The sequence below is a fragment of the Kitasatospora sp. NPDC096128 genome (assembly GCF_040303105.1).
In the GTDB taxonomy this organism is placed as follows: domain Bacteria; phylum Actinomycetota; class Actinomycetes; order Streptomycetales; family Streptomycetaceae; genus Kitasatospora.
This window is the reverse complement of record NZ_JBEOSP010000032.1, coordinates 1-25,562: the sequence shown is the minus strand read 5'-3', so window position 1 is coordinate 25,562 and position 25,562 is coordinate 1. Positions and strand designations below refer to the sequence as shown.

Below are 25,562 nucleotides of genomic sequence, written 5' to 3'. Positions count from 1 at the left end.
CACCACCTGATCACGAAGTCGGCCCCCCGGGACGGCCCCCGGGGCGCGGCGGAGGCGCCCCTCCGCCCAGTGTCCCGCCGTCCACCGGTGGTCACATCTCGCCGCGCCGCGCCCGGCCGAGGGGCCGGGCTCACCCCGGAGAGCCGGGCTCACCCCCGGCAGCCCTCCAGCAGCCGCAGCCACACCTCGCTGATCGTCGGGTAGGCCGGGACGGCGTGCCAGAGCCGGTCGATCGGCACCTCGCCCACCACCGCGACGGTCGCCGAGTGCAGCAGTTCGGCGACGGCCGGGCCGACCAGGCAGGCGCCGATGATCACCTCCCGGTCCAGGTCGTAGACCACCCGGGCACGGCCGCGGTAGCCGTCGGCGTAGAGCGAGGCCCCGGCGACGTTGCCGATCTCCTGGCCGACGGCCTTGACCCGCAGCCCGAGCCGTTCAGCCTCGGCCAGCGGCAGGCCGACGGCCGCGACCTCGGGCTGGGTGAACACCACCTGCGGTGCTCCGGCGAGGTCGGCGGACGCGGAGTGCGCGCCCCAGCGCGAGGTGTCCAGCGCGCGCCCCTGGGCGCGGGCGGCGATCACCGCGCCGGTGATCCGGGCCTGGTACTTGCCCTGGTGGGTGAGCAGCGCCCGGTGGTTGACGTCCCCGGCGGCGTACAGCCACTCGCCGTCCACGCCCAGCACCGTGCAGCTGTCGTCCACGTCCAGCCAGTCGCCCGGCCGCAGTCCGACCTGCTCCAGCCCGATGTCGGCGGTGCGCGGGGCCCGGCCGGTCGCGTAGAGCACCTCGTCGGCGGTCAGCCGATCGTCGCCGGAGAGCGTCAGCACCACCGGTCCGGTGGCCCCGGCCCGCTCCAGCGCCGTCACCTCGGTGCCGAAGCGGAGGTCCACGCCGGCCTCCCGCAGCCCCTCCGCGACCAACTCGCCGGCGAAGGGCTCCATCCGCGGCAGCAGCGCGTCGCCGCGCACCAGCAGCACCACCTCGGAGCCGAGCGCCCGCCAGGCGGTGGCCATCTCGACGCCGACCACCCCGCCGCCGACCACTGCCAGCCGCCCGGGGACGGTCGGCGAGCCGGTCGCCTCCCGGTTGGTCCACGGGTGCGCCTCGGCCAGCCCGGGCACGGTGGCCGGCAGCACCGGGCGGCTGCCGGTGCACACGGCGACGGCGTGCCGGGCGGTGAGCACCCGCTCGGTGCCGTCCTCCGCCTCCACCGTGACCGTCCGCACGCCCGCCAGTCGGCCGTGGCCGCGGACCAGCGCGATGCCGGTGTCCCGCAGCCACTGCACCTGACCGTCGTCCTTCCAGTGCGAGGTGAAGGAGTCCCGGCGGGCCAGCACCGCCGCCGCGTCCAGCCGGCCGCCGCCCACCGCCTCCCGGGCGCCGCCCACCCCGCGGGCGTCGGCCAGCGCGGCGGCCGGGCGCAGCAGCGCCTTGCTCGGCATGCAGGCCCAGTACGAGCACTCGCCGCCGACCAGTTCGGCCTCCACGATCACCGTGCGCAGACCCGCGGCGACCGTCCGGTCGGCCACGTTCTCGCCGGTCGGTCCGGCGCCCAGGACGATGACGTCGTACTCCTCGGCGGTGCTGCTGGTCATGTCCGTCCTCCGTGGTCTCGCGGGCCTCACGCGGTCCCGCCCGGGTCGGCCGCTCCGGGCGGCGCCGCAGGCGTGGGCCCATCCTGCGACGCGGACGGGCCCGCGCGCGGGCGAACACGCCAACCGTGATCAGATTGCCGCGAGTTCCGCGAGCAGCGCGGCCGTGTCGGCCGGGCGGGAGAACATCGGCCAGTGCCCGGTGGGCAGTTCGCGCAGCTCCCAGTTCGGCCCGTCCATCCCGACGAACCACGGGTGGCCGGCCGCGATCATCTCCCGCACCCGGTCGAGCGGGAAGGAGCAGGAGACCAGGGCCTGCGGCAGGGCGGCTCCGGCGCCGGTCAGCCGGAGCCGGTCCCGGTACGCGCCGGCGGGGTGCGGGGTGACCCGCGCGCCGACCCGGGCCAGGGTGGCCTCGTCCAGGCCCTCGATGCTGGCGCCGTCGGCGGCGATCACGTCCCAGGGCGGCATCGGCAGGCGGCCGTCGACCACCGAGGCGTCGGCGGCCTCGCGGTAGTCGGGCTGCCAGAGGTCGTACAGCGAACCGCCGTCCACCACCGGGCCGCTGTCCAGGTACACCACCCGCCGGATCCGCTCGGGCAGCCGGTCCGCGACCCCGCCGACCGGGGCGCTGGCGCCGCTGTGCGCGACCAGCACCACGTCCCACAGGTCCTCGCGCAGCAGCCGGCCGGCCAGGTCCGCGATGTGCTCCTCCAGCCCGAAGTCGCCCTGCTCGCCCGCCCGTTCGGCGAGCCCGGGCAGGCTCACCGGGTGGACCTCGTGCCCGGCCGCGCGCAGCGGCGCGGCCACCTCGTCCCAGGCCCAGGCGCCGAGCCAGAATCCGGGAACCAGTACGAACGTGCTCATGGTGGACCGTCCTTCCAGGGCGGGGAACTCCGTCACCGGCGACTCCAGGAGCGAATCCGGGCGGAACCCGCCCGGATTCCCCGGCCCGGAAGGAGCATCCCCGTGGAACACCCGGTCAGCCGTGTGCTCGCTCTGCTGGAGCTGCTCCAGACCCACCCGAGTCGCCGGCATGACCGGGCCCGGGGAGCAATGCCCCCGGGCCCGGCACGTCCGTCCGCTCGGCGTGGGGCGTACGGCTCAGGCCTGGCCCCCGGCCGCCTGCTCCTTCGCCACCTTGCGCTTGACCTCGGTCATGTCCAGCTCGCGGGCCTGGCCGATCAAGTCCTCGAACACCGGCTCCGGCAGCGCGCCGGCCTGGGAGAAGACGAGCACGCCCTCGCGGATGATGGCCAGCGTCGGGATCGACTGGATGCCGAACGCGGCGGCCAGCTCCTGCTGGGCCTCGGTGTCGACCTTGGCGAAGACCAGGTCCGGGTGGCGTTCCGCGGCCTTCTCGTACACCGGGGCGAACTGGCGGCACGGCCCGCACCACCCCGCCCAGAAGTCGATGAAGACGAAGTCCTTGCCCTCCGGGCCGGGGACGATGTCGTCGAAGTTCTCCTTGGTCAGCTCGACCATGTTGCTCATCTCGCGGATCCTTCCCTTCCGAAGGTGCCGGTACGGATCATGCGCCCGCGACAACGGTGATGCCCGCCGGGGTATTCCGGCCCGGCCCGGCATTGAGCACGCGGCCGCCACCGTCCGTACAGAGGATTGTCCAGTCCGTCCACCGACGCGGGAGGCTCCCCATGCGCAGCACCACACCCCGCACCCGCCGGGCCGCCGTGCTCGCCGCCTCCGGCCTCGCCGCGGCGGCCCTGATCGCCGGCTGCGGGTCGTCCGGATCGAGCAAGTCGAGCCCGCCCAGCCCGCCCAGCACACCGAGCAGCCCGGCCGCCCCGGCCGCCGCCACCCTGCGGACCGCCGTCGACCCCAAGCTCGGCACGATCGTCACCGACAGCGCGGGCTTCACGCTCTACCGCTTCGACCAGGACAAGAACAACCCCTCGGACTCCTACTGCAACGGTAACTGCGCGAGCCTCTGGCCGCCCGAGCGCGCCAACGGCGACGTGACCGTCAAGGGCATCGACAGCAAGCTGGTCGGGTCCTTCACCCGTGACGACGGCACCAAGCAGGTCACCGTCAACGGCTGGCCGGTCTACCGCTACTCGCCGGACGCCAAGCCCGGCGACACCAAGGGCGAGGGCGTGGCCGGCCAGTGGTTCGCGGTGACCCCGACCGGCGGCAAGGCGATGCCGGGCACCACCTCGGCGCCCAGCAGCCCGGCGCCGGCCAACCCCACCCCGGCACCTGCCGAGCCCACCCCGGCGCCCAGCACGCCGGGCTACTGACCGAGGTCGCTGACCTCTGCCGATCACTTGCCCACTGCCGATCACCGCCCTCGACCGGGAGGCCCGGGTGCGCAACCATGAAGTGGTGACCGAGCACCCCGTCGGCGGCCCCTCCCCGCACGGCACGGGGGCCGCGGACGAGGAGCTGATGCGGGCCCTGTACCGCGAGCACGCCGGTCCGCTGTTCGGCTTCGTGCTCCACCTGGTCGCCGGGGACCGGCAGCGCGCCGAGGACGTCGTCCAGGAGACGCTGGTCCGGGCCTGGCGCAACATCCACCGGCTCGACCCGCAGGCCGGCTCGCTGCGGCCCTGGCTGGTCACCGTCGCCCGCCGGATCGTCATCGACGACCACCGCAGCGCCGCGGCCCGCCCGCGCGAGGTGGACGCGGCGGCCCTGGAGCAGTTGCCCGCCGAGGACGAGATCGACCGGGCCCTGCGGATGATGACCGTCGCGGACTCGCTCGCCGACCTCTCGCCCGCCCACCGGGAGATCATCGTCGAGACCTACCTGAAGGGCCGCACCGCCAAGGAGGCGGCCGCCGCCCTCGGCATCCCGGCCGGGACCGTCCGGTCGAGGGTGTTCTACGCACTGCGCTCGCTCAGGCTGGCGCTGGAGGAACGGGGAGTGACATCGTGACCGAGCGGCCCGATCGCGGCCCCGGCCCGTCCGGCGGCCCCGAGCACCTGGACGTCGGAGCGTACGTCCTCGGCCTGCTGGAGCCCGCCGAGCGCGCCGCCTTCGAACGCCATCTTGCGGACTGCCCGCAGTGCGTCGGGCAGGTGGGGCAACTCGGCTTCGTCGAACCGCTGTTGGCCGACTACGCGAGCTCGGCGCGGGCGGCCGGGCTGGACCCGGCCGAACCCGCGCCGGCCCCGGACGGGCAGCTCCTGGACCGGCTCGTCGCCGAGGTCACGTCCGGCCGGCGGCGGGGCCGGGTGCGGCGGCTGGTGCTCGCCCTGGCCGCGACCGCGATGGTCGCGGCGGGCCCGGCCGTGACGGCCGCGGTGCTCACCGCCGACACGACGCCCGCCGTGGTCGCCGTCGCCGAGCAGTTCAGCGCCGCCGACCCGGCCACCGGCGCCAAGGCCACCGTCGGCGTCGACGGCAAGACCTGGGGCAGCCAGATCAGCCTGCAACTCTCCGGCGTGCAGGGCCCGTTGACCTGCCGCCTGATCGCCGTCGCGCACAACGGCGAGCACCAGACGGTCACCACCTGGAACGTCCCGCCGGACGGCTACGGCGAACCCGGCGCCTCGGGCGTGCTGCGCATCGCCGGCGGTGCGGCCATGCAGCCCGGCGACATCGACCACTTCGAGGTCCGGGTCCAGAACACCGACGCCCTGCTGGTCTCCGTCCCCACGCACCACGCCTGACGGAAACCGGGCTCAGGACGGCGGCAGGCGCGGCACCTCGTGCGCGACCAGCCGCTCGACCCGGGCCGTGCCCAGGTGGGCGGGCCAGTGCGGGTTGGGTCCGCCGTTGTTGGTCATGTGCTCCCGGCGCCAGATGCTCCCGATGCCGATGGGCGGGGCCGGTTCGAAGGTGTGCGGCCGGCCGCACGGGCACGGCACCAGCACCCGGGAGCAGGAGCGGCACAGTTCGGCCCGGTCGTGGCCGGTCGACACCCTCGCTGCGGGCCCCTCCTCCCCGCAGGCCGGGCAGCCGGGCAGTTCGGCCCCGTCCATCAGCGCGTTCTGCCGCCGGACGTAGTCGGGCAGGCTCAACGCCGGGTGCAGGAAGGGATCGTGGCCCCCGCGCAGGTGGGCTGAGCCCCGCCAGGACAGGTTCCACCACACCGGCGGCGCCGGCCTTCGACTGCTCCGCTTCTGCACCTTGCGCTGCGCCGCGTACTCCTCCGCCCGGGCCAGCCACAGCGTCCGGGCCTCGTGCAGTTCCTCCACCGCCCGCCCCAGCGACTCCGGGTCGGCAAGCAGCAGCCGGGGGATGCGGGCGCGGACGGTGAGGTGGTGGTAGGTGGCGTGGAAGCCGTACGGGGCGAAGAGGGTGAGGCAGGTGCGCAGGGCGCGGTGGCGGCGGAACAGCGGGACGGTGGCGTCGTGGACGAGCGCGCGGTGGGTCAGGAAGCTGGTCACGGCGAAGGCTCCAGCACCAGGAACCCGTACGGATCGAAGGTGCCCGTCGGCCAGAGCGCGAAGTCCTCGTCGGGGGCGTCCATCTCCAGGACGGGCTGCATCGATATCACCCGGCGATGATGACGCAGGCCCGCGCCGCCTGACCAGCGGATCACGCCGCGTCCGCCGCGATCGACGCCAGCACCCGCCCGCAGCGCCGGGCGAAGGCGGCCTGGAGGAGCGGGAACAGCGGCCCGGCCAGCCGGGCCCACCAGGCGACCGGCCGGGTGAACGCGGTGACGCCGAACCAGACCGTCCCGTCGGGCGCGAGTTCGACCAGGAAGGTCTCCTCGCCCCGACCGAGGTGCCCGTGCCTGCTCCCGTACGTGAAGCCGTACCGGTCCGGGCCGTCGTCGGCGGCCAGCACCCGGTTGGGCGCGCCCGCCCGCAGCGGGCCGACGCCGATCGCGCAGCGCACGGCGACGCCGGGGGCCGCCTGCTCGGCCTCGGCGTCGATCCGGACGCCGGCCAGTCGGTGCATCCGCCAGCCGAGCAGCGCGGCCCCGGCGACCTCCAGGGCGGCGCGGCCGTGGCCGATCGGTGCCCGGTACCGCAGGTGGCGGTAGCCGGCGGGCAGTTCGCCGGTTCCGCCGGTACGGCTGGCGCCCTGTTCGGGGTAGCTGTAGTCGTTCATCGGGCGTCCTCCGCGACGGTGATCCGGCGCCAGGCGAGGAGCGCGCAGAGGGCGAAGCCGAGCGCGTTGCCGAGGCCGTGGGTGGCGGCCATCCAGGCCAGAGTGGGGTGGGGGAGTCCGGCGGCCCGGCCGAGTGCCCACCACAGGGCGAGCAGCATGGTGAGCGCGAGCACGGCCGAGGAGACGGCGAGCAGCCGGGCGGTGACCGGGTCGGCCGCGCGGGGGCGCAGTTCGCGCCAGCCGACCAGGCCGACCAGCCACATCCCGGTGCTCAGCACGACGGCTCCGGCGAACTGCCACCAGTTGCCGAGGAAGTACCCGGCGAGCACCAGCAGGGTGCCGGCCGGGACGCTGAGCGCCGCGCAGCGGGCCGCTGCCGAGCCGGGCGCCGAGGTGCGGCAGACCAGCCCGGCGATCAGGGCGGCGGTGAACCCGGCGTAGTGGAAGTGCGGGACGGTCAGTGCCAGGATGTGCGGCTCGAAGCCGAACAGCGGGTAGCCGGAGCGCTCGGCGACCAGCGCGACCCCGGCCACCGAGGGCGCGGCGAGCGCGGTCAGCACGGCGATCTCGGCGGAGGCGAGCGAGCGGGTCCGGGCCAGCCGCCGGGGTGCGTGCAGGGCGACGGCCAGGGTGCCGAGGGCGTAGACGGCCGCGGTGCCGGTGGCCAGGCCGCCGCGCGGCAGCCAGAGCGAGAGCGCCCCGGGGACGGCGGCGAGCGGCCACAGCCGGCGGATCCGGGCCAGCCCGGGTTCGTCGATCAGGGCCAGGCCGAGTGGCAGGACGGCGCCCATGCCGAGCAGGACCAGCAGGTCGACCAGTTCGGTCGTGCCCTTGCCCATGGCCGGCACACCCCCTCTTGAACGCGTTCAATTACCCTTCGCCGACGACTCTACGTCGCCGAGTTGAACATGTTCAACTCGGCGACGGTCCGGCTGGCCTGGTGTTCACGCTGGGTGCGGCGCACTCTGGAGGAGTAACCGATGGAGGTGATCCGCCATGCAGACTCTGGTCGGTTGGCACATCGAGATGGAGTTCCGTGAGGAGGGCCCGCGGACGTCCGCGGCCGCCCTGCTCAGACTCGGCGACGGGAGCGAACTGCGCGCCCACGGCTACAGCAGCCGCCACCCCTCCGATCCGGAACAGCTGCGGGTGGGCGAGGAGATCGCGGGCGCGCGCGCACTCAACGAACTCGCCTCGCAGCTCCTCACCAAGGCCCACGGCGAGATCCAGGACGTCAGCCCGGTCCCGACCCACCCGCTGTCGTGACCGCCCCGCACCCGGACGGCGACCGGGCCGGACGGGACCCGAACCGGCCGCGCATCCCGCTGATCTGCCCGCGCTGCGGGCACGAACAGCGGGTCGTCCCCGGCGGCCCCGAGCGGGCGGTCAGGGTCGTGCACCTGGGGACCGGCCGGGAGGCCTGCGAGCCCGGGGACCTGGCCCTGGCACCGGACGACGGGGACTGATCCGCGACGCCCCCTCGGCCGGAGCGCCGGACAGCGCCGAGCGCCGGGCCCCGTCGCCACGGGTCCCGGCACTCGACGGGCTCGCACTCGGCGGACTCGCGGTTACGGAGGCGCCGGTCAGTTGACGCAGTACGTCCCCGGCGGCCGCCACTCCGGCCCGACCAGCCGCTGCTCCAGCTCGTTCGGCGTGATCCGGATCCCGACCGTGCCCGCCAGCCCGACCCGGAACCGGCTGCGGGCCAGCGCGAGCAGTGCCGTCAGGCCGTACTTGTTGATCAGCGAGGTGCGGTAGCGCGCGGTCGCGTCGGCGTCGCAGAGCCGTGCGCGGGCCGGGAGTTGTCGGCCGGTGGGGCGCCCGTGGGCGTCGCAGGGGCCGATCAGCACCCGGGGGTGGCGGCGGATCCGTTCGGCCTCGCCGGAGTGGGCCGGGGTCCAGACGCCGAGCGCCCGGCCGTCCGGGACCACCCACAGCTGGGAGTCCAGCCGGCTGCCGTCGTCGCCGAAGGTGGTCAGCAGGAGGTATCTGCTGTCGGCGAGCTGGTCGGTTCGGTCGTGCATGATCTCCTCCCTCTCCCAAGGGGCGGGGTCAGTGGTGACCATGGCCCTCGGCCCCGGTGATCTCACCGTGCTCGCGGTACTCCTCGGCGGTGGGCGCGGCGACCCGGGCGTGTTCGCCGTGGAACCCGCGGGACAGCCGGACCCGGGTGCGGGTGAGCACACCCGCCGGCCGGGCCACTCCATTCTCGTCCACCGCGGCCGGCAGTTCGAGGGGGCGGGGCTGCTCGTGCGCGGTGAGCCGGTGCAGTTCGGCGGGCGCGAGCCCGGCGTGCACCTCGGTGAACTCGCCGTGCGGCAGCCGGGTGATGACGCCGGTCTCCCGCCCGTGCAGCACCTTGTCGCGGTCCCGCCGCTGCAGGCCGAGGCACCAGCGCTTGGTGATGGTGAAGACGGCCACCGGGACGACGAAGAAGCCGATCCGCACCGCGTAGGTGATGGCGTTGAGCGACAGGTGCAGATGGGTGGCGATGAGGTCGTTGCCGCCGCCCGCGAGCATCACCAGGTAGACGCTGATCCAGGCCGCGCCGAGGGCGGTGCGTACGGGCGCGTTGCGCGGCCGGTCGAGCAGGTGGTGCTCCCGGCCGTCGTCGGTCACCCAGCTCTCGATGAACGGGTAGACCGCGATCGCGCCGAGGATCACCGGGAACAGGGTGAACGGGACCAGCACTCCGAGGTTGAGGGTGTGCCCCCACAGGCTGACCTCCCAGCCGGGCATCACCCGGATCAGGCCCTCGGCGAAGCCCATGTACCAGTCGGGTTGGGCGTCGGTGGAGACCTGGTCCGGCCGGTACGGGCCGTACGCCCAGATCGGGTTGATCGTGGCGATCGCGGACATCAGCGCGACGATCCCGAAGACCAGGAAGAAGAACCCGCCGGCCTTGGCCAGGTACACCGGCATCAGCGGCATCCCGACGACGTTCTTCTCGGTCCTGCCCGGGCCGGCCCACTGGGTGTGCTTGTGGTGGAAGACCAGGATCACGTGCGCCACCAGCAGTCCGAGCATGATGCCGGGGACGAGCAGCACGTGGATGGTGAAGAACCTCGGGATGATGTCGTGCCCGGGGAACTCGCCGCCGAACAGGAACATCTGGAGGTACGTGCCGACCAGCGGCACGGCCAGCAGCACGCCCTCGATGAACCGGATGCCGGTGCCGGAGAGCAGGTCGTCCGGGAGCGAGTAGCCGAAGAAGCCGTCCAGCATGCCGAGGAACAGCAGCAGGAAGCCGAACACCCAGTTGATCTCACGCGGCTTGCGGAACGCGCCGGTGAAGAACACCCGCATCATGTGCACGAACATGGCCGCGACGAAGACGATCGCCGACCAGTGGTGGATCTGCCGGATCAGCAGGCCGCCGCGCACCTCGAAGCTGATGTCCACGGTGGAGGCGTAGGCCTCGGACATCCGGATGCCCTTGAGCGGGACGTACGAGCCGTTGTAGACCACCTCGGCCATCGACGGCTTGAAGAACAGGGTCAGCCAGACACCGGTCAGGATGATGATCAGGAAGGTGTAGAGGCAGATCTCGCCCAGCATGAAGGACCAGTGGTCCGGGAAGATCTTGCGCAGGTTGGTCCTGGCCAGGGTGTAGATCCCCAGTCGGCCGTCCGCCCAGTCGGCGGCCCGCCGCCCCCGTCCTGGGCTCTGATTCCGGGTCATGTGTACGCACCTCGGTCCGAAGGAAACGGGGATAGTTCCCCGTTTCGCACTGGGGCCACCATACCGGGGACTGATCCCCACTTCTATCGGAGGGCTGCCCGGCCGCCGCCCGCACAACGCGAGCGGCCCGTCCGGTGTCCTCACAGGACACCGGACGGGCCGCGTACGCACCCGCGCCACCCGGGACGGGCGGCACCCCCGTGGGGGCCGAGGGTCAGTGCACCAGCACCGGCACCTCATCGCTCTTCGCCGCACCCGAGCCGGCACCCGCGGTGTCCGGGCGACCGGCGTTGATGAAGGTGAAGGCGACGGCGGCGGCTGCCACCAGGATCCCGAAGGACACCCAGATCGCGGTCGAGAAGCCGTGCACCATGCCCTGGAACTGCAGGGCCTTGCCGGCCTCCGGCGTGGCGGCGGCGGCCATGGCCGCGTGGTGCGAGGTCATCCAGGCGGTGGTGGCGCTGGCCGCGATGGTGTTCAGCAGCGCGGTGCCGATGGCGCCGCCGACCTGCTGCGAGGTGTTGACCATGGCCGAGGCCACGCCCGCGTCACGCGGCTGGACGCCGTAGGTCGCGAGGCTCATCGCCGGCATGAAGGCGGTGCCCATGCCGAGGCCCATCAGGACCAGGCCGGGCAGGATCAGCGCCGGGTAGGAGGTGTCCAGGCCGATGTGGGTCAGCAGGAACATGCCGACCGAGGCGGTCAGGAAGCCGGGCGCCATCAGGTAGCGCGCCGGGATGCGGGTCATCAGCCGGGCGCCGATCTGGGTCGAGCCGGTGATCATGCCCGCCACCATCGGCAGGAACGCGACGCCGGTCAGCACCGGGCTGTAGCCGCGCACGACCTGCAGGTAGTAGGTCAGGAAGAGGAACAGCCCGAACATGCCGATCACGGCCATGCCCAGCGACAGGTAGACCCCGCCCCGGTTGCGGTTCAGCACCACGCGCAGCGGCAGCAGCGGGGCGGCGACCGCGCGCTCCACGATCACGAAGGCGGCCAGCAGCACGACGGCCGCGGCGAACAGCGCCAGGGTGCTGCCGGCCGTCCAGCCGCTGGACTCGGCGCGGGTGAAGCCGTACACCAGCGAGACCAGGCCGGTGGTCACCAGCACCACGCCGGGGATGTCCAGCTTGTTGCGGTTGCGGCCGCCGACGGGCTCGGTGATCACCAGGACGGCGCCGGCGATGGCCGCGATGGCGAACGGGATGTTGACGTAGAAGGTCCAGCGCCAGTTCAGGTACTCGGTCAGCGCGCCGCCGAGGATCAGGCCGATGGCGCCACCGCCACCGGCGATCGCCCCGTAGATGCCGAAGGCCTTGGCGCGCTCCTTGGCCTCGGTGAAGGTCACGGCGAGCAGCGACAGCGCGGCCGGGGCGAGCAGTGCGCCGAACACGCCCTGGAGGGCGCGGGCGCCTAGCAGCATCGTGGTGTTGACCGCGGCGCCGCCGAGCGCGGAGGCGAGCGCGAAGCCGGTCAGGCCGACGATGAAGGTCCGCTTGCGGCCCCAGAGGTCCGCGATCCGGCCGCCGAACAGCAGCAGACCGCCGAAGGCCAGCGCGTAGGCGGTGATCACCCACTGGCGGTTGCCGTCGGATATGCCCAGGTCGGTCTGGGCGGACGGCAGGGCGATGTTCACGATGGTGGCGTCGAGGACGACCATCAGCTGGGCGAGGCCGATGAAGATCAGCGCCTTCCAGCGCCGGGGATCGGGGATCGTCGCCTGGGGGGCGTCGGTTTGAGACACGGGGGTACCCATTTCACGGTGCGTGGTGTGCAAGAACGGTCGACTGCCGTACGGGAACGGCAGGTTGCCGTACGGGTGCGAGGGCGCGCGGATGCGTCCGGAAACGGCGCCGGTCAGTCGCGCGGAAGCGGGGTGCGGGTGGAGCGGATCAGGGGTGGATCAGGGTCGGATCAGTGGTGAAGTCCAGGTGGTCGGTCAGTGCCGAGGGCGGAAGTCCTCGAAGGTCGCGGCCCGGCCGGGCAGCGTCGAGCGCGCCGGAGTGCGCAGGCCGTCCAGGAACAGCTGCAGGTGGCGGTGGACGAACTCGTCGAGCAGCCCGCAGGAAGTGCCCGGCAGCGGCCGGGTCAGCTGGCTCATCGCGACGAAGAGGTCCCCGTGGTCGACGTCCGGCCGGAGCTCTCCGGTGGCCCGGGCGCGCTCCATCAGTCCGCTCACGGCGGACCGCATGCGTTCCCGGGTCTCGGTCAGCTCCGGGTCGTCCGGATCGACGGTACTGGTGAAGAGGGCGCAGAGCCCGCCGACCTTCTCCGCCACGGTCGCGTGCACGAACCGCTGCAGAGCCTCGAACGGGCCGCCGCCCACTCCCGCGTCCGCTTCGGCCGTCGCCGTCTCGGCGAGGGTCAGGATGCGGGTCTTGACGAGCAGCGCCACTTCCTGGATCAGCGCCGTGCGGTCCGGGAAGTTCCGGTACAGCGTGGCGTTGCCGACCCCCGCCCGCTTCGCGATCTCGTCCAGCGGCACCTCGGCACCGTGCTCGACGAACGCGTCCCGGGCCGCCAGCACGATCCGCTCCCGGTTCCGGCTCGCGTCCGCACGCAGCTTCGGCGTGCGCACACTCCCCGCGGAACGGGCCGGCGCTGCGGCGACGGTGGTCATGGCGACTGCTCCTCCAGGATACCGGGGAAGTTCTCCCCGCTTTCTCCAACGTACTCGGAAACGGGGAATCTGTCCCCGCAATTTCCTCCCCCGGTGTGACCTGCGTCACATGGTGGCACGTGACGGGTGTGGTCGGTACCGTCTGAAGCCAGATGCCCCGTAACCACCTGCCGGTGTGCTCGTTCCCCCGGAGGGTGCCTAGGCGAAGGAGCAAAGCCCGTGACCGCGATCTCCGACCGCCCACAGATGCTGCCCGAGCAGTTCGAGGAATTCGCTCGCCGGCTGGCCGCGACCGCTGAAGGCGTACGGCCGGAGTTCATCAACGGGAAGCTGGGGGTCAAGCCCGTGCCGGACGGCGACCACGGCCGCATCATTCAGTGGCTGCTCCGCATCTGCATCCAGACCCGACCGGAGCTGTACCTGCATGACCAAGGCCTCAAGGTGCAGGGCTACCGAGGCGGATTCGCCCGTCCGGACGGCACGCTGGCCGACGCCGATGCCTTTGTCGGCCAAGGGGACTGGGCCACTGCCGATCAGGTGCTCATGGTCGCGGAGGTCACATCGTTCGACTCGGACACGGACCGCCGCGACCGGATCGAGAAGCCCCGTGCCTACGCCGAGACCGGCATCCCCGTCTATCTGCTGATCGACCGGGACTCCGCCGAGGTCATCGTGCACAGCCGGCCCGACGGTGTCCGCTACGAGAGTGTCCAGACCCTTCCGTTCGGCAGGACCGTCCACCTGCCCGACCCGGTCGGGATCTCCCTGGACACCGAACCGCTGAAGAACTGGCTGCGCTGAGCCCGGCCATGTCTTCCCGGACGGGCTACCCCCGCCGCCCTAGGCTGTGGGCGTCCCGGGCGGCCGGTGGGCCGTGGGAGTCGGGAGGGGCCCGGCGGCCGGGTGGGCGAGGAGGTCCGCTATGGGCAGCGAGGAGACGACCGCCAGGGTGCGCTGCGTGGCGGCCGTTCCGTGCTGGGTGAGCCTGATGGCCCGGGACCTGGAGGTCGCCAAGGGGTTCTACGGCCCGCTGCTCGATTGGGAGTTCGAGCCCGGGCCGGAGCGCTTCGGCCCGTACGTGCACGCGGTGGCCGGCGGGGAGGCGGTGGCCGGGCTGGGGGTGGCGGGCCTCGGGGCGGTGCCGCTCGCCTGGACCAGCTACTTCGGCACGGAGAGCGCCGACGCCGCCGCCGACGCGGTGCGCGAGCGCGGTGCGACCCTGGCGGTCGGCCCGCTGGCCTTCGACGCCGGGCGGGTGGCCTTCGCGGCGGACCCGGTCGGGGCGGTGTTCGGCATCTGGGAGGGCCCGCTGGGCCGGGCCCGGAGGCTGGACCTGCCGGGCGCGCCGGTCTGGATCGAGCTGCGCACCCCGGACCCGTTCGCGGCGGCACTGTTCTACGGCGAGGTGTTCCGCTGGGACGGCCGCGACCCCGAGCGCTTCGAGGTCCGCTGGGAGCACGACCGGGTGGTGCTGCGCGCGGAGGGCCACAGCGTCGCGGCGCTGGCCAAGGAGCAGGCGGGCGGCCCGGCGGGCCCGCCGCCGCACTGGGAGGTGTCCTTCGCCGTCCCGGACGCCGACCGGGCGCTGGCGCGGGCCGTGGAGCTGGGCGGGGCGGGGATCGGCCCGGTCTTCGAATCCCCGTACGGCCGGGTGGCCCGGCTGCGGGACGGTGAGGGCGCCCGCTTCGCTGTGATCAGCCCGAAGGGCTGAGCGGTCGGCGGCCTCGGTTCGGCGGGCTGGGCGGCCTCAGCCCGGCGGGTCCGGCGGGCCCGGCGGGCCTGGGGGTTCGACGTCCGCCCGCTGCGCCCGGAGCCGTTCGCCGAGCGCCGCGCGGGTCGCCGCGGGCAGGGCCTTGCGCGCGGCCGGGAAGAGCACCTCCTCCTCGCCGGTGAGGTGCCGCCGGAGGGTGTCGGCGAGACCGCGCAGCAGGGTGTCGAAGGCCGGGTCGCCCGGGCCGACTCCCTGCAGGTCGGCGAGGTACTGCCCGATCGCGAGGTGGTCGTGGATGCTGCTGAACACCAGCGTCCCGCCGTCGGGCGCGTCGTGCTGGACGAGCGGGAAGAGGTGTTCCTCCTCGGCGGCGCAGTGGCTGAACAGCAGGTCGGTCAGCCTGGTCACCAGCTCGCCGCGCTCGGCCGAACCGGCCGGTGCGCTCTCGGCGCGGTCGAGCAGCTCGGTGGCCGCCTTGTGGTCGACGGTGAACTCGCCGAGGATGTCCGGCCTGCGGCTCATGGCGCTCCGCCTTTCGTCCGGGATCAGGACTCGCCCCCCGTACTGTCCAGTATCCGGCGCCGCCGCCCGGAACCGGCGGTCCGGGCCGCCGCCGTGCGCGGGCACCGCGTGGGCGGCGCGCGGATTCCGTTCGGCCGCCCCGTTCAGCCGCCGTCCCGCCGCCCGGTGAGGGCCAGCAGCCGGGTCTGCGGGCCGGCGTCCTCGGGCACCGGTACCGGCGGGTCGAACAGCCCGCTGCCGGAGAGGTCGCCGTAGCCGCCGATCTCGCCGAGTGCGAAGTCCACCAGGGCGGCCGGCAGCCGGGTGCGGGTGCCGATGCCCTCGGCGAGGTCCCAGGTGTGGACGACCAGGTCGGTGGTGAGCTGGTCCAGGTAGTACTGCCCGGAGACGTCCGCGAAGGAGAGGTGGACGGTGAGTCCGGTGGCGCCGGGCACCTCCCAGGCCTGCCGGGCGGCTTCGGCGGCGGAGGTCCAGGCGGCGACCGGGTCGTCGCCGAGCACGTCGCCGTCGTAGCGGCCGCCGACCTCGGCGATGGTGGCGCCCATCAGCAGGTCGGGGACCCAGAGCTGTTCGCCGGTGAGGTGGTTGACCAGGTCGCGGACCGTCCAGTCGGCGCACGGGGTGGGGGAGTCCCAGCGGCCGGGGGTGATCAGCCGGACCCGTTCGTCGAAGGCGGCGAGCGCCTCGGGGTAGGGCGTGCCGGGCCGGGTGGCCCGCTGGTGTTGCCTGCGGTGAGCCATGTCTCCACCCTGCCCCGGCCCAGGTGGGGCTCGCGAGTCGTTCATGGACCGCTTGTTCATGGACTGCCAGTTGTTCAAATTCGAACTCCAAGGTACGGTCGGAGAGCGGCCGGTTGAAGGTTGAACAAAAGGCGTGGTGTGCCCCGCCCCGCCCGGCCGCATCACCACACACCCCTACGACCGACCCCGATCGATGGAGACGCGCATGCCGAGCAGCAGCCCGAGCACGACCGCCGCCACCAGTCCCACCGGCCCCGCCGCCCGTACCGCGCGGGACGGCTCCGGGTCCGCGACGACCTCCCCGCACGCCTACGACGCCGGACTCCTGCTCCTGCGCCTGGTGCTCGGCCTCACCATGGCCGCGCACGGCAGTCAGAAGCTGTTCGGCTGGTTCGGGGGCGGCGGGATCGACGGCACCGGCCACTTCTTCACGATGAGCGGCTACCCGGCCGGGAACGCCATGGCCGTGGTCGCCGGCCTGACCGAGGTCCTGGGCGGACTCGGCCTCGCCGTCGGCCTGTTGACCCCGCTGGCGGGCGCCGCGGTCGTCGGCACGATGGTCAACGCGATCGCCGTCACCTGGGGCGGCGGCTTCTTCCTCCCGAAGGGCAACGAGTACGAGCTGCTGCTGACGGCGGGCGCCGCCGCCCTGGCGCTCACCGGTCCGGGTCGCTATGCGGCGGACCGCTTCCTGCCCGTGCTGAAGGCGCACCGCCTGGCGTACGGCGCGGTCGCCCTGGTGGTCGGCCTGGCCACGGCCGGGGTGATCCTGCTGCTGCGCAAGTAGCCCGGTGCCGCCGTCGGCGGCCCAACCAGCCTGCGAAGAGGCCGTGGTGACGAATCGTCACCACGGTCTGCTTCGGCTTCTACGCCCAGCAGGGCTTCACCGGGGTGAGCGTCACCAGCCGGTTCTGATCCACCGGGGAGCCGCGTCCACGTCTTGACGAGTCGTGTCCACGCGAGGACCGGCCTCCGCCGAGGACCCCGCCCCGGAGCGCCCGAGCGCTCCGGGGCGGCGTCACGCGCCGATCCGCACCAGTGCCAGGGTGATGTTGTCCGGCCCGCCCGCCTCGACGGCCGCCCGCCACAGCTCGAAGGCGGCCTTGCCGTCGGCCCGGTCGGAGGGTCCGTCCGCACGGGCGAGCAGTCCGGCGAGCTCCTCGTCCGGCACCGGGTCGGTCAGTCCGTCGCTGCACACCAGGTAGCGGTCGCCGGCGGCGAGCGGTACGACCCGGACGTGCGGTTCGACGAAGGTGAGCCCGAGCGAGCCGCCCAGGGTCTGGGTGACCACCGAAGTGGTGCGCCGACCGGGCGGCAGCGGCGGGCTGTCGTCCACGCTCACCCGTTCCAGGCCCACCCCGTCCGGCCCGTCGCCGGTGATCCGGTAGACCCGGCTGTCGCCGACGTTGAAGACCACGGCCCGGTCGGGCAGCAGCACCAGCCCGGCGACGGTGGTGCCCATCGCGGCCAGCTCCGGCTCCCCGGCGGCGGCCGCGTAGACCGCCCGGTTGCAGTCCTGCAGCTCCTCCCGGACGGCCTCCTCGCCGTCCAGTCCGCCCCCGGTCGCGGCGAGTCGCCGGGCGACCAGGGCGCTGGCCACCTCGCCGCCGGGGTGGCCGCCGAGGCCGTCGGTGACGGCGACCACGCAGGGCGGGCCGAGCGGGAAGAGCAGGGTCTGCGGGTTGGTGGTCACGGTGGCGCAGAGCGTCCACGGGCCGACCGTGAGGCTGTCCTCGTTGTGCTCGCGCACCAGGCCCTCGTGGCTCAGCGCGCTCACCGCGATGTACGGCGCCATCGTCGGCCGCCTCCCGTGCTCGGACCCCGCTTTCCATTGTCGTTGGGAATACCGAGCCGCACCCTCGTGCTAATGTGGTTGAAAGTTGAACGACATGGCCCCCTCTGGAGTGTGGTGAGCAGCATGCAGTTCGGAATCTTCACCGTCGGCGACGTCACCCCTGACCCGACCACCGGCCGCACCCCGAGCGAGCACGAGCGGATCAAGGCGATGGTGGCCATCGCGCGCAAGGCCGAGGAGGTCGGCCTGGACGTCTTCGCGACCGGCGAGCACCACAACCCGCCGTTCGTCCCGTCCTCGCCGACGACCATGCTCGGCTACATCGCCGCGCAGACGGACCGCATCATCCTCTCGACCTCGACCACGCTGATCACCACCAACGACCCGGTGAAGATCGCCGAGGACTTCGCGATGCTCCAGCACCTGGCCGACGGCCGGGTGGACCTCATGATGGGCCGCGGCAACACCGGCCCGGTCTACCCGTGGTTCGGCAAGGACATCCGCCAGGGCATCCCGCTCGCGATCGAGAACTACGCGCTGCTGCACCAGCTGTGGCGCGAGGAGGTCGTCGACTGGCAGGGCCGCTTCCGCACCCCGCTGCAGTCCTTCACCTCCACCCCGCGCCCGCTGGACGACGTGCCGCCGTTCGTCTGGCACGGCTCGATCCGCAGCCCGGAGATCGCCGAGCAGGCCGCCTACTACGGCGACGGCTTCTTCGCGAACAACATCTTCTGGCCCAAGGAGCACTTCCAGAAGCTGATCGAGCTCTACCGCGAGCGCTACGCCCACTACGGCCACGGCACCCCCGAGCAGGCGGTCGTCGGCCTCGGCGGGCAGGTGTTCATGCGGAAGAACTCCCAGGACGCGGTTCGCGAGTTCCGCCCGTACTTCGACAACGCGCCGGTGTACGGGCACGGGCCCTCGCTGGAGGAGTTCACCGAGCAGACCCCGCTGACCGTGGGCAGCCCGCAGGAGGTCATCGAGAAGACGCTGACCTTCCGCGAGACCTTCGGCGACTACCAGCGCCAGCTGTTCCTGATGGACCACGCCGGCCTGCCGCTGAAGACCGTGCTGGAGCAGCTGGACCTGCTGGGCGAGGAGGTCCTGCCGGTGCTGCGCGAGGAGTTCGCCAAGGGCCGTCCGGCCGAGGTCCCGGACGGGCCGACCCACGCCGCGCTGGTCGCGGCCCGCGACGAGAAGACCCTGGAGGTGGCCGAGTGAGCGCGTTCAAGCTGGCCGTGGTGAGCGCCGGGCTGAGCAAGCCGTCCTCGACCCGACTGCTGGCCGACCGGCTCGCCGAGTCGACCGTGCGCCGGCTCGCCCTGGAGGGGCGGGAGGCCGAGGTCACCGTGATCGAGCTGCGCGACCTCGCCGTGGACATCGCCAACAACTTCGTCACCGGCTTCCCGGCCGCCGCGCTGCGCGGGGCGATCGAGTCGGTGACGGGGGCGGACGCGGTGATCGCGGTGACGCCGATCTTCACCGCCTCCTACAGCGGCCTGTTCAAGTCCTTCTTCGACCTGATCGACCACGACGCGCTCACCGGCAAGCCGGTGCTGATCGCCGCCACCGGCGGCACGCCCCGGCACTCGCTCGCCCTGGAGCACGCCGTCCGGCCGCTGTTCAGCTACCTGCGCGCGGTGGTGCTGCCGACCGCCGTGTACGCCGCCACCGACGACTGGGGCACGGCGGGCGACGCGCTCACCGACGGCCTGCCGGGCCGGATCGACCGCGCGGCGGGCGAGCTGGCGGCCCTGCTGGCCGGGCGCACCCCGGCGGCGGGGGCCGCGCTGCCGGAGCAGGTGGTCCCGTTCGCCGAGCAACTGGCGGCGCTGCGCGGATAGGGCTGCGCGGATCGGGCCTCCGCGACTCACCCGAACGGCCCCGTCGGAGCACCTCCGGCGGGGCTGTCCGGCTGCTCGCCGACCGCGCCGAATGGTCCACTATGCGATGTAATCATTGGCATGATCAGATTAGGGCTGGTTCGTTCCACTCTGCGTACACCCCCGCGACGGCGCCCGTGGTGAGCCGACCCGAACCCCAGGCCGTCCTCTCGCCGCTGACCAGCGCGGCGGTCTTCCTGGTCCTCACCGTCGAACCCGGCGGCGAGGACACCGTCCGCGCCCTGCTGCCCGAACTCGCCGGGCTGCGCCGGGGCGTCGGCTTCCGGGCCCCCGAGGGCGGCCTCACCTGCGTCACCGGCATCGGCTCCGAGCTCTGGGACCGGCTCTTCACCGGCCCCCGCCCGGCCGGCCTCCACCCCTTCCAGGAGGTGGCCGGCCCCCGCCACCGCGCCCCGGCCACCCCTGGCGACCTGCTGCTGCACCTGCGGGCCGACCGGATGGACCTCTGCTTCGAACTCGCGACCCGCCTCGTCGACCGGCTCACCGGGGCGGCCACCGTGGCCGACTCCGTGCAGGGCTTCAAGTACTTCGACGACCGCGACCTGCTCGGCTTCGTCGACGGCACCGAGAACCCCGAGGGCCGGGCGGCCGAGAACGCCGCCGTGGTGGGGGAGGAGGACCGGGACTTCGCCGGCGGCAGCTACGTCATCGTCCAGAAGTACCTCCACGACCTGGACAAGTGGAACGCGCTGAGCGTCGAGCAGCAGGAGGGGGCCGTCGGCCGCACCAAGCTCGCCGACATCGAGCTCGCGGACGAGGTCAAACCCGCCGACTCGCACGTGGCCCTCACCGTGATCACCGGCCCGGACGGCACCGAGCAGAAGATCGTCCGCTTCAACATGCCCTTCGGCTCCTTCGGGGGCGGAGGCGAGTTCGGCACCTACTTCATCGGCTACGCGCGCGACCCCGGGGTGACCGAGGAGATGCTGCGCAACATGTTCCTCGGCCGGCCGCCCGGCACCACCGACCGGCTGCTCGAGTTCTCCACCGCCGTCACCGGCTCGCTGTTCTTCGTCCCGGCCGCAGGCCTCCTGGCCTCCCCGCCCCCGGCCTCCCCGCCCCCGGTCTCCCCGCCCCCGGCCTCGGCGGCGCCCCCCGAGCCTGCCCCGGCCCGCCCGGACGGCTCCCTCGGCATCGGCAGCCTCAAGCCGACCGTCTGAAACGGCCGGCCTCCCGAACAGGACCCGAACCATGGACAACCTGCACCGCGACCTCGCCCCCGTCTCCGCCGCCGCCTGGGAGGAGATCGAGGAGGAGGCCCGGCAGACCTTCAAGCTGCACATCGCCGGCCGCCGGGTGGTCGACCTCGACGGCCCGGACGGCCCCACCCTGGCCGCCGTCGGCACCGGCCACCTGACCGCGCTCGAACCGCCCCTCGACGGCGTCCAGGCCCACGCCCGCGCCAGCCGCCCGGTGGTCGAACTGCGCGTCCCCTTCACCGTCAGCCGGTCCGCCGTCGACGACGTCGAACGCGGCTCCCGCGACAGCGACTGGCAGCCCGTCAAGGCCGCCGCCCGCACCCTCGCCCTGGCCGAGGACCGCGCCGTCTTCGAGGGCTACCCCGCCGCCGCGATCGAGGGCATCCGCTCCGGCGCCGCCAACCCACCGGTCCAACTCCCCGCCGACGTCCGCGAATACCCCGAAGCCGTCAGCCGCGCCCTCACCGCCCTCCGTCTCGCCGGCGTCGGCGGCCCCTACTCCCTCCTCCTCGGCGCCGAGGCCTTCACCGCCGTCAACGAAACCAGCGACCACGGCTACCCCGTCCACAACCACCTCGCCCGCCTCCTCGACGGGGAACTCATCTGGGCCCCCGCCATCGAAGGCGCCCTCCTCCTCTCCACCCGCGGCGGTGACTTCGAACTCCACCTCGGCCAGGACGTCAGCGTCGGCTACCTCTCCCACACCGCCGGCACCGTCGCTCTCTACCTCCAGGAGTCCCTCACCGCCCGCGTCTTCACCCCCGAAGCCGCCGTCCCGCTGACCGCCCCCTGACCCGTGGCATCCGCGACCGGGGGGCCCGTGCCCACCGCACCGGCCCCGCGGTGACGGATCACGCGCATTCAGCTGACTATCTGTCATGTCGCGTGGTATCAGTGATGCTCGGACGAATTCGGCGAGCGCTTCGGCTGCCTCCGTCCATCGTTCGTCCATCGCCTGACGGGTAGGGGGAGTCAGTGGAGCCGGACCGGATCGGGCCACCGCGAGTTCGACGTCCCCGGCGGTCCGGCAGCGTCCGGTGAGTGCGGCGGGCGGCGCTCACGGGCCGCGCTTCACGACACACAACTCCCTTGCTGGGAGGGGGTTCGTCGGCGCGGCCGTCCAGGCCGGAGAGATCCACGGCCTGACCGTCTACGGACAGCTCCCCGGCTCGTCCACCGCCGGTCCGTCTCTTCCGGTGCCCCGGCAGCTTCCCCCCGTGCCGCGTCGACTGCTCGGACGAACCGACGATCTCGCCCATCTGGACCGCAAGTTGGGCGAGGCGGTCGGGCCGGTCGACCTGACCGTGGTGCTCACCGGGCCCGCCGGGGTGGGGAAGACCGCCCTCGGCGTCCACTGGCTGCGCCGTCACTCCGACCGCTTCCCGGACGGCCAGCTCTTCGCCGACCTGCGGGCGCATGCCCCCGGTGGGCCGGCGGATCCCGCCGAGGTACTGGCGGGCTTCCTGCGCGCCTTCGGCATCGCGCCGGTGCCGCGCGGCCTCGCCGAGGGCGCAGCGCTCTGGCGCTCGCTCGCCGCCGAGCGCCGGATCTCCGTCCTGCTCGACGACGCCTGCACCGACGCCCAGATCAGCTCGCTGCTGCCCGGCTCGGAGCACGCGGTGGTCGTGGTCACCAGCCGCCGCCGGCTCACCCGGCTCGACACGGACGGCGCCCTGTTCCGGCCGGTCGACCTGCTGTCGGACGAGGCCTCGGTGCAGTTGCTCGCCCAGCGGGTCGGCGTCGAGCGGGTGGCCCGCGAACCGGCCGCCGCGGCGTTGGTGGTGGAGCGTTGCGGCCGGCTCCCGCTGGCTGTCTGCCTCGCCGCCGCCCGGATCACCGCCCGGCCCGCGCAGTCGCTGCTCCGTACCACGGAGGCCATCGGCGACGAGTCCGGGCGGCTCGCCGCGCTCGATGGCGGGGGAGAGGGCGTGCGGCACGCCCTGGACGCCTCCGTCGCCACGCTGGGGGAGGGCGCTGTCCGGTTGTACCGGCTGCTCGGACTCCTGCGGTTCCCGCTCTTCACCCTGGACGTCGTCCGGGTGCTCGGCGACCTGGAACGGGCCGAGGCCGCGCAGTTGCTCGACCGACTGATCGACATCCACCTGCTGGAGGAGACGGCGGACGGCTTCCGCTTCCACGGCCTTGTGAAGCTGCACGCCCGGGCGCTCGGCGACGAGATCCGCGACCGGCCCGAAGGGCGGGCCGCCGTCGACCGCGTCCTCGACTGGTACCTGGCCGCCACCACGGCCGCGGAGGCCCTGCTGACTCCGAGCCACCGCACCCTGCGCCGCGACTTCGCCGCCGGAACGGCGGCCGAAGGGTTCGCCGACGAAGCGGCGGCGGTCGACTGGCTGGACGCGGAGACCGAGCGGCTCGCCGAGGCCGTCCGCTGGGCGGCCGACACCGGTCGCGCGGCCACCGCCTGGCAGCTGGTCGATGCCATGTGGCCACTCTTCCTGCAACTGCGTCCCGTTCCGCTGTGGGTCGAGGCGCACCGGATCGGCCGGGTGGCCGCCCGGTCGGTCGGCCACCGCGACGGCGAGCTGCGGATGCTCACCTCCGGCGGCGCCGGTCTGCGCAACGTCGGCCGGGAAGCGGAGGCCGCCGAGTGGTACGCCGAGGCCCTCCACCTGGCCCGCGCGTCCAGTGACGCGCTCGCCGAGGCCGACGCCCTCTACGGCCTCGGCGAGACCCACCGTGCGGCGGGCCGGTTCGCCGAGGCGGCGGACTGCCTGCGCCGGACGGCCGACATCCGTGCGGCCCGCGGCTACCGGCGGGGTACGGCGCTGGCCCGACTCGCCCTCGGCGGCGTCATGTTGGAGGACGGCCGCGCCGCCGCGGCCGTCCCGGTCATCACCGGCGCCCACCGGGACCTCGCCGCTCTTCCCACCGCGTACGAGGCCGCCCGCGCACTCGCCTTCCTCGGCCGGGCGCATACTCTCCTCGGCGCCCACGAGGAGGCCCGGCACTGCTTCGCGGAGGCGCTCGCGGTGTTCCGCGCGGGCCGGGCGAGGCGCTGGGAGGCCCGTGTCCTCGAACTCATCGGCGACCTCGCCCGAGCCCGCGGCGATCTCGCCGAGGCGGCCGCCCGCTGGCGCGAGTCCCTCGCCCTCTATCAGGCCCTGGAGGCCCCCGACACCGCCCGGGTCGCCGCTGCCGTGGCCCTCGACGCGCCGACCCCGCCATCGTCGGCCGTGGGCCACAGCGGCGCGGGCAGTGGCAGCGTGGGCGGCACGGGCGGGTGAGCGGGCTCGTCCAGGCCGAGGACACGGTAGAGCAGCCGACGCATCCGGAGGTCGAACCCACCGGGCTCCGAGCTGATCCGGGCCGCGATCGCCGCGTGATCGTCCCGCCGGTACCACTCGGCGGCGTGGGCGAGCTGGGCGGCGAGCGGGTGGTGCGGGCTGAGCGCCGGCGCGGTGCGGGCGAGCCGCGCGCCGGGCGAGCGCGGGTTGATGCCCTGCTGCGGGTAGGCGGCGAGCAGGATCGGCGCGCCGGTCATGGTGCCGTAGAGGGTGACCGAGCCGTGGTCGCCGATGACGAAGTCGGCGGCGACCAGCAGCGGGCGCCAGTCCTCCTCCGGCCCGAGCACGCTGAGCGCCCCGCGTGTGGTGGCGCTCACCCGCGCACGGACGGCCCGGGGGCCGTGCGCGGCGGCCACGTTGGGGTGGACCAGCAGCGCGGTGCGGTGGCCGTGGTGGGGCAGCTCGGCATCCAGCCGCGGCAGTACGGTGTCGAGCCGCGCGAACAGCGAACCGCTGCCCCAGGTGGAGCAGAGCAGCACCAGCCGTTCGCCGGGCCGTAGCCCGAGTGCGGCCCGGTAGCGCTCCCGGTCGGGGAGCGCGGCGGCGATCCGGTCGTGGTCGGCGTCGCCCACGACCTCGGCGATCGCCAGCGCCTCCGGGCATCCGCGACCGAGCTCGGTGCGGTCCTCCTCGTGCGCGAGCGCGTACGCGACGGGTACCAGCCGTCCCTTCCACACGACGTACTCGGGCCCGAGCCCGGCGACGGTCCGTCCGGCCCCGACGCCCGTCGGTGACAGCTTGTTGTGCCCCACTCCGTGGGTCAGCCGGACCGTCGGGCCGTCCACCTGCTCCAGCCCTTGCGAACCTGCGGCGAGGACCAGGTCGAACCTCCGGCGGACGGCCTCCGCCCAGGGCAGCACGTCGCCGCCGAGCCGCCGGACGTGAGCCGCCGCACCCCGGTTGAACATGTGCGGTGCCACCGTGAACCGGACCCGTACCCGCGGGTCGGCGTCGAGGAGTGCGTGGACGTCGCGCAGCCGTTGGCCGTAGACCGTCGTGTGTACGACCACCAGTGCCTCCACCGACGTCATGTCCCCCCTCCCCTCCTCAGTGCCGATCCTCCGTCGGGGCCCGGATCGGCAGGGCCGGCGGCGTGCTCGGGCATTCTGGTGCACTCCGGCACGGCCTGGGACACCGGGTAGGGTACTGAGTGCCTTTACCAGGGGTACTGAGTGCCGTATTCTCTCCATGGAGCCTCTGATGCCAGTCGAAGACAGCCGACCCGGCATGCCGGTCCAGGTGGCGCTTGCGGCACGCGGGCCGCGGCCGGGCCGGGCTTGGCACTCAGTACCCTCGGCCTGACCTGAGGCCATGGATCCAGTGCATCCGTGCACCCGTGACAGGAGAAACCGCTCATGAGCTTGAGGATCGTCGTCTGTGTGAAGTACGTGCCGGACGCGACGGGTGACCGTCGTTTCGCGGACGACCACACCACGGACCGGGAGGGTGTGGACGGCCTCCTGTCGGA

Annotated in this window: 26 protein-coding genes and 2 pseudogenes; 14 read left to right on the top strand and 14 right to left on the bottom strand. The window is 73.6% G+C overall.

Annotated features, from left to right (window positions below; translation table 11 throughout):
- Nucleotides 1-149: 149 nt before the first annotated feature.
- The 3 genes from ABTY61_RS29505 to ABTY61_RS29495 form a co-directional block, all read right to left on the bottom strand.
- Complete coding sequence (locus ABTY61_RS29505; RefSeq protein ID WP_350508150.1) at nt 150-1,595, bottom strand: dihydrolipoyl dehydrogenase family protein; 1,446 nt, start codon at nt 1,593-1,595, stop codon at nt 150-152.
- 129 nt (nt 1,596-1,724) lie between these two features.
- Nucleotides 1,725-2,459 (bottom strand): alpha/beta hydrolase, encoded by a 735-nt coding sequence (locus tag ABTY61_RS29500; protein ID WP_350508149.1) that lies wholly within the window; start codon nt 2,457-2,459, stop codon nt 1,725-1,727.
- Nucleotides 2,460-2,696: 237 nt separating this feature from the next.
- Nucleotides 2,697-3,179: a thioredoxin family protein gene (locus ABTY61_RS29495; RefSeq protein ID WP_350508227.1), complete on the bottom strand. Its 483-nt coding sequence runs from the start codon at nt 3,177-3,179 to the stop codon at nt 2,697-2,699.
- 68 nt (nt 3,180-3,247) lie between these two features.
- Here ABTY61_RS29495 and ABTY61_RS29490 point away from each other — a divergent pair, with 68 nt between their 5' ends.
- The 3 genes from ABTY61_RS29490 (at nt 3,248) to ABTY61_RS29480 (ending at nt 5,224) form a co-directional block, all read left to right on the top strand.
- Entirely contained in the window at nt 3,248-3,850 is a 603-nt protein-coding gene (locus tag ABTY61_RS29490) for a COG4315 family predicted lipoprotein (RefSeq protein WP_350508148.1), read from the top strand.
- A 148-nt stretch (nt 3,851-3,998) separates the two neighbouring features.
- Nucleotides 3,999-4,487 carry a sigma-70 family RNA polymerase sigma factor gene (locus ABTY61_RS29485; protein WP_502895454.1) on the top strand — a complete coding sequence of 163 codons (489 nt, stop codon included), beginning with the start codon at nt 3,999-4,001 and terminating at the stop codon, nt 4,485-4,487.
- Entirely contained in the window at nt 4,484-5,224 is a 741-nt protein-coding gene (locus tag ABTY61_RS29480) for a zf-HC2 domain-containing protein (RefSeq protein ID WP_350508147.1), read from the top strand. Before ABTY61_RS29485 ends, ABTY61_RS29480 begins: the two co-directional genes overlap by 4 nt.
- A gap of 12 nt (nt 5,225-5,236) precedes the next feature.
- Here the strand turns inward: ABTY61_RS29480 and ABTY61_RS29475 are convergent, their stop codons facing one another.
- The 3 genes from ABTY61_RS29475 to ABTY61_RS29465 all read right to left on the bottom strand — a co-directional run bounded on the left by ABTY61_RS29475 (nt 5,237) and on the right by ABTY61_RS29465 (nt 7,456).
- Nucleotides 5,237-5,944: a hypothetical protein gene (locus tag ABTY61_RS29475; protein ID WP_350508146.1), complete on the bottom strand. Its 708-nt coding sequence runs from the start codon at nt 5,942-5,944 to the stop codon at nt 5,237-5,239.
- 151 nt (nt 5,945-6,095) lie between these two features.
- Entirely contained in the window at nt 6,096-6,617 is a 522-nt protein-coding gene (locus ABTY61_RS29470; protein ID WP_350508145.1) for a DUF1990 domain-containing protein, read from the bottom strand.
- Complete coding sequence (locus ABTY61_RS29465; RefSeq protein ID WP_350508144.1) at nt 6,614-7,456, bottom strand: YndJ family protein; 843 nt, start codon at nt 7,454-7,456, stop codon at nt 6,614-6,616. Before ABTY61_RS29465 ends, ABTY61_RS29470 begins: the two co-directional genes overlap by 4 nt.
- A 157-nt stretch (nt 7,457-7,613) precedes the next feature.
- Here ABTY61_RS29465 and ABTY61_RS29460 point away from each other — a divergent pair, with 157 nt between their 5' ends.
- Both ABTY61_RS29460 and ABTY61_RS29455 read left to right on the top strand, forming a co-directional pair.
- Nucleotides 7,614-7,883 carry a DUF1876 domain-containing protein gene (locus ABTY61_RS29460; protein WP_350508143.1) on the top strand — a complete coding sequence of 90 codons (270 nt, stop codon included), beginning with the start codon at nt 7,614-7,616 and terminating at the stop codon, nt 7,881-7,883.
- A complete protein-coding gene (locus ABTY61_RS29455; RefSeq protein ID WP_350508142.1) occupies nt 7,880-8,083 on the top strand; it encodes a hypothetical protein in 204 nt (67 codons plus the stop codon). Before ABTY61_RS29460 ends, ABTY61_RS29455 begins: the two co-directional genes overlap by 4 nt.
- A gap of 117 nt (nt 8,084-8,200) precedes the next feature.
- Here ABTY61_RS29455 and ABTY61_RS29450 read toward each other — a convergent pair whose 3' ends face one another.
- The 4 genes from ABTY61_RS29450 to ABTY61_RS29435 form a co-directional block, all read right to left on the bottom strand.
- Nucleotides 8,201-8,641, bottom strand: a complete 441-nt coding sequence (locus ABTY61_RS29450; RefSeq protein ID WP_350508141.1) for a PPOX class F420-dependent oxidoreductase — start codon at nt 8,639-8,641, stop codon at nt 8,201-8,203.
- A 28-nt stretch (nt 8,642-8,669) separates the two neighbouring features.
- Nucleotides 8,670-10,298: a cytochrome bc1 complex cytochrome b subunit gene (qcrB, locus tag ABTY61_RS29445; protein WP_350508140.1), complete on the bottom strand. Its 1,629-nt coding sequence runs from the start codon at nt 10,296-10,298 to the stop codon at nt 8,670-8,672.
- Between the two features lie 214 nt (nt 10,299-10,512).
- Nucleotides 10,513-12,054, bottom strand: coding sequence for an MFS transporter (locus ABTY61_RS29440; RefSeq protein WP_350508139.1), 1,542 nt, complete (start codon nt 12,052-12,054; stop codon nt 10,513-10,515).
- Between the two features lie 183 nt (nt 12,055-12,237).
- The gene (locus tag ABTY61_RS29435) at nt 12,238-12,918 is read right to left on the bottom strand and encodes a TetR/AcrR family transcriptional regulator (protein WP_350508138.1); all 681 of its coding nucleotides are present in this window, start codon (nt 12,916-12,918) and stop codon (nt 12,238-12,240) included.
- A 219-nt stretch (nt 12,919-13,137) separates the two neighbouring features.
- Here ABTY61_RS29435 and ABTY61_RS29430 point away from each other — a divergent pair, with 219 nt between their 5' ends.
- On the top strand, nt 13,138-13,719 hold the full coding sequence (locus tag ABTY61_RS29430; protein ID WP_350508137.1) for a Uma2 family endonuclease: 582 nt from the start codon (nt 13,138-13,140) through the stop codon (nt 13,717-13,719).
- A 121-nt stretch (nt 13,720-13,840) separates the two neighbouring features.
- Nucleotides 13,841-14,629, top strand: coding sequence for a VOC family protein (locus ABTY61_RS29425; RefSeq protein ID WP_350508136.1), 789 nt, complete (start codon nt 13,841-13,843; stop codon nt 14,627-14,629).
- 36 nt (nt 14,630-14,665) lie between these two features.
- Here the strand turns inward: ABTY61_RS29425 and ABTY61_RS29420 are convergent, their stop codons facing one another.
- The gene (locus ABTY61_RS29420) at nt 14,666-15,151 is read right to left on the bottom strand and encodes a hemerythrin domain-containing protein (RefSeq protein WP_350508135.1); all 486 of its coding nucleotides are present in this window, start codon (nt 15,149-15,151) and stop codon (nt 14,666-14,668) included.
- A 143-nt stretch (nt 15,152-15,294) separates the two neighbouring features.
- Nucleotides 15,295-15,891: a TIGR03086 family metal-binding protein gene (locus tag ABTY61_RS29415; RefSeq protein WP_350508134.1), complete on the bottom strand. Its 597-nt coding sequence runs from the start codon at nt 15,889-15,891 to the stop codon at nt 15,295-15,297.
- A gap of 205 nt (nt 15,892-16,096) precedes the next feature.
- On the opposite strand from ABTY61_RS29415, the gene ABTY61_RS29410 reads away from it, so the two are divergent.
- The gene (locus ABTY61_RS29410) at nt 16,097-16,678 is read left to right on the top strand and encodes a DoxX family membrane protein (protein WP_350508133.1); all 582 of its coding nucleotides are present in this window, start codon (nt 16,097-16,099) and stop codon (nt 16,676-16,678) included.
- 231 nt (nt 16,679-16,909) lie between these two features.
- Here ABTY61_RS29410 and ABTY61_RS29405 read toward each other — a convergent pair whose 3' ends face one another.
- Complete coding sequence (locus ABTY61_RS29405) at nt 16,910-17,686, bottom strand: PP2C family protein-serine/threonine phosphatase (protein ID WP_350508132.1); 777 nt, start codon at nt 17,684-17,686, stop codon at nt 16,910-16,912.
- Between the two features lie 123 nt (nt 17,687-17,809).
- On the opposite strand from ABTY61_RS29405, the gene ABTY61_RS29400 reads away from it, so the two are divergent.
- The 5 genes and pseudogenes from ABTY61_RS29400 to ABTY61_RS29380 form a co-directional block, all read left to right on the top strand.
- Nucleotides 17,810-18,907: an LLM class flavin-dependent oxidoreductase gene (locus tag ABTY61_RS29400; RefSeq protein ID WP_350508131.1), complete on the top strand. Its 1,098-nt coding sequence runs from the start codon at nt 17,810-17,812 to the stop codon at nt 18,905-18,907.
- Complete coding sequence (locus ABTY61_RS29395; protein WP_350508130.1) at nt 18,904-19,530, top strand: FMN reductase; 627 nt, start codon at nt 18,904-18,906, stop codon at nt 19,528-19,530. The genes ABTY61_RS29400 and ABTY61_RS29395 overlap by 4 nt, the downstream gene beginning before the upstream one ends.
- A 101-nt stretch (nt 19,531-19,631) precedes the next feature.
- Nucleotides 19,632-20,750 (top strand): Dyp-type peroxidase, encoded by a 1,119-nt coding sequence (locus tag ABTY61_RS29390; RefSeq protein WP_350508129.1) that lies wholly within the window; start codon nt 19,632-19,634, stop codon nt 20,748-20,750.
- 31 nt (nt 20,751-20,781) lie between these two features.
- Nucleotides 20,782-21,582 (top strand): family 1 encapsulin nanocompartment shell protein, encoded by an 801-nt coding sequence (locus ABTY61_RS29385; protein WP_350508128.1) that lies wholly within the window; start codon nt 20,782-20,784, stop codon nt 21,580-21,582.
- 1,648 nt (nt 21,583-23,230) lie between these two features.
- A pseudogene (locus ABTY61_RS29380) lies at nt 23,231-23,851 on the top strand (tetratricopeptide repeat protein); the annotation flags it as partial.
- A 53-nt stretch (nt 23,852-23,904) separates the two neighbouring features.
- On the opposite strand, the gene ABTY61_RS29375 reads toward ABTY61_RS29380, so the two are convergent.
- On the bottom strand, nt 23,905-25,125 hold the full coding sequence (locus ABTY61_RS29375; protein ID WP_350508127.1) for a hypothetical protein: 1,221 nt from the start codon (nt 25,123-25,125) through the stop codon (nt 23,905-23,907).
- A 324-nt stretch (nt 25,126-25,449) separates the two neighbouring features.
- On the opposite strand from ABTY61_RS29375, the pseudogene ABTY61_RS29370 reads away from it, so the two are divergent.
- Nucleotides 25,450-25,562, top strand: a pseudogene (locus tag ABTY61_RS29370) (electron transfer flavoprotein subunit beta); the annotation flags it as partial.

What these genes read in the sequence shown, in the direction of transcription:
- ABTY61_RS29375 (WP_350508127.1), bottom strand. Translation starts at nt 25,125, where the DNA reads ATGACGTCGGTGGAGGCACTGGTGGTCGTACACACGACGGTCTACGGC.
- ABTY61_RS29470 (WP_350508145.1), bottom strand. Translation starts at nt 6,617, where the DNA reads ATGAACGACTACAGCTACCCCGAACAGGGCGCCAGCCGTACCGGCGGA.
- ABTY61_RS29385 (WP_350508128.1), top strand. Translation starts at nt 20,782, where the DNA reads ATGGACAACCTGCACCGCGACCTCGCCCCCGTCTCCGCCGCCGCCTGG.
- ABTY61_RS29415 (WP_350508134.1), bottom strand. Translation starts at nt 15,891, where the DNA reads ATGGCTCACCGCAGGCAACACCAGCGGGCCACCCGGCCCGGCACGCCC.
- ABTY61_RS29465 (WP_350508144.1), bottom strand. Translation starts at nt 7,456, where the DNA reads ATGGGCAAGGGCACGACCGAACTGGTCGACCTGCTGGTCCTGCTCGGC.
- ABTY61_RS29450 (WP_350508141.1), bottom strand. Translation starts at nt 8,641, where the DNA reads ATGCACGACCGAACCGACCAGCTCGCCGACAGCAGATACCTCCTGCTG.
- ABTY61_RS29390 (WP_350508129.1), top strand. Translation starts at nt 19,632, where the DNA reads ATGCGATGTAATCATTGGCATGATCAGATTAGGGCTGGTTCGTTCCAC.
- ABTY61_RS29460 (WP_350508143.1), top strand. Translation starts at nt 7,614, where the DNA reads ATGCAGACTCTGGTCGGTTGGCACATCGAGATGGAGTTCCGTGAGGAG.
- ABTY61_RS29435 (WP_350508138.1), bottom strand. Translation starts at nt 12,918, where the DNA reads ATGACCACCGTCGCCGCAGCGCCGGCCCGTTCCGCGGGGAGTGTGCGC.
- ABTY61_RS29485 (WP_502895454.1), top strand. Translation starts at nt 3,999, where the DNA reads ATGCGGGCCCTGTACCGCGAGCACGCCGGTCCGCTGTTCGGCTTCGTG.
- ABTY61_RS29440 (WP_350508139.1), bottom strand. Translation starts at nt 12,054, where the DNA reads ATGGGTACCCCCGTGTCTCAAACCGACGCCCCCCAGGCGACGATCCCC.
- ABTY61_RS29505 (WP_350508150.1), bottom strand. Translation starts at nt 1,595, where the DNA reads ATGACCAGCAGCACCGCCGAGGAGTACGACGTCATCGTCCTGGGCGCC.
- ABTY61_RS29405 (WP_350508132.1), bottom strand. Translation starts at nt 17,686, where the DNA reads ATGGCGCCGTACATCGCGGTGAGCGCGCTGAGCCACGAGGGCCTGGTG.
- ABTY61_RS29490 (WP_350508148.1), top strand. Translation starts at nt 3,248, where the DNA reads ATGCGCAGCACCACACCCCGCACCCGCCGGGCCGCCGTGCTCGCCGCC.
- qcrB (WP_350508140.1), bottom strand. Translation starts at nt 10,298, where the DNA reads ATGACCCGGAATCAGAGCCCAGGACGGGGGCGGCGGGCCGCCGACTGG.
- ABTY61_RS29420 (WP_350508135.1), bottom strand. Translation starts at nt 15,151, where the DNA reads ATGAGCCGCAGGCCGGACATCCTCGGCGAGTTCACCGTCGACCACAAG.
- ABTY61_RS29400 (WP_350508131.1), top strand. Translation starts at nt 17,810, where the DNA reads ATGCAGTTCGGAATCTTCACCGTCGGCGACGTCACCCCTGACCCGACC.
- ABTY61_RS29500 (WP_350508149.1), bottom strand. Translation starts at nt 2,459, where the DNA reads ATGAGCACGTTCGTACTGGTTCCCGGATTCTGGCTCGGCGCCTGGGCC.
- ABTY61_RS29410 (WP_350508133.1), top strand. Translation starts at nt 16,097, where the DNA reads ATGCCGAGCAGCAGCCCGAGCACGACCGCCGCCACCAGTCCCACCGGC.
- ABTY61_RS29495 (WP_350508227.1), bottom strand. Translation starts at nt 3,179, where the DNA reads ATGCCGGGCCGGGCCGGAATACCCCGGCGGGCATCACCGTTGTCGCGG.
- ABTY61_RS29425 (WP_350508136.1), top strand. Translation starts at nt 13,841, where the DNA reads ATGGGCAGCGAGGAGACGACCGCCAGGGTGCGCTGCGTGGCGGCCGTT.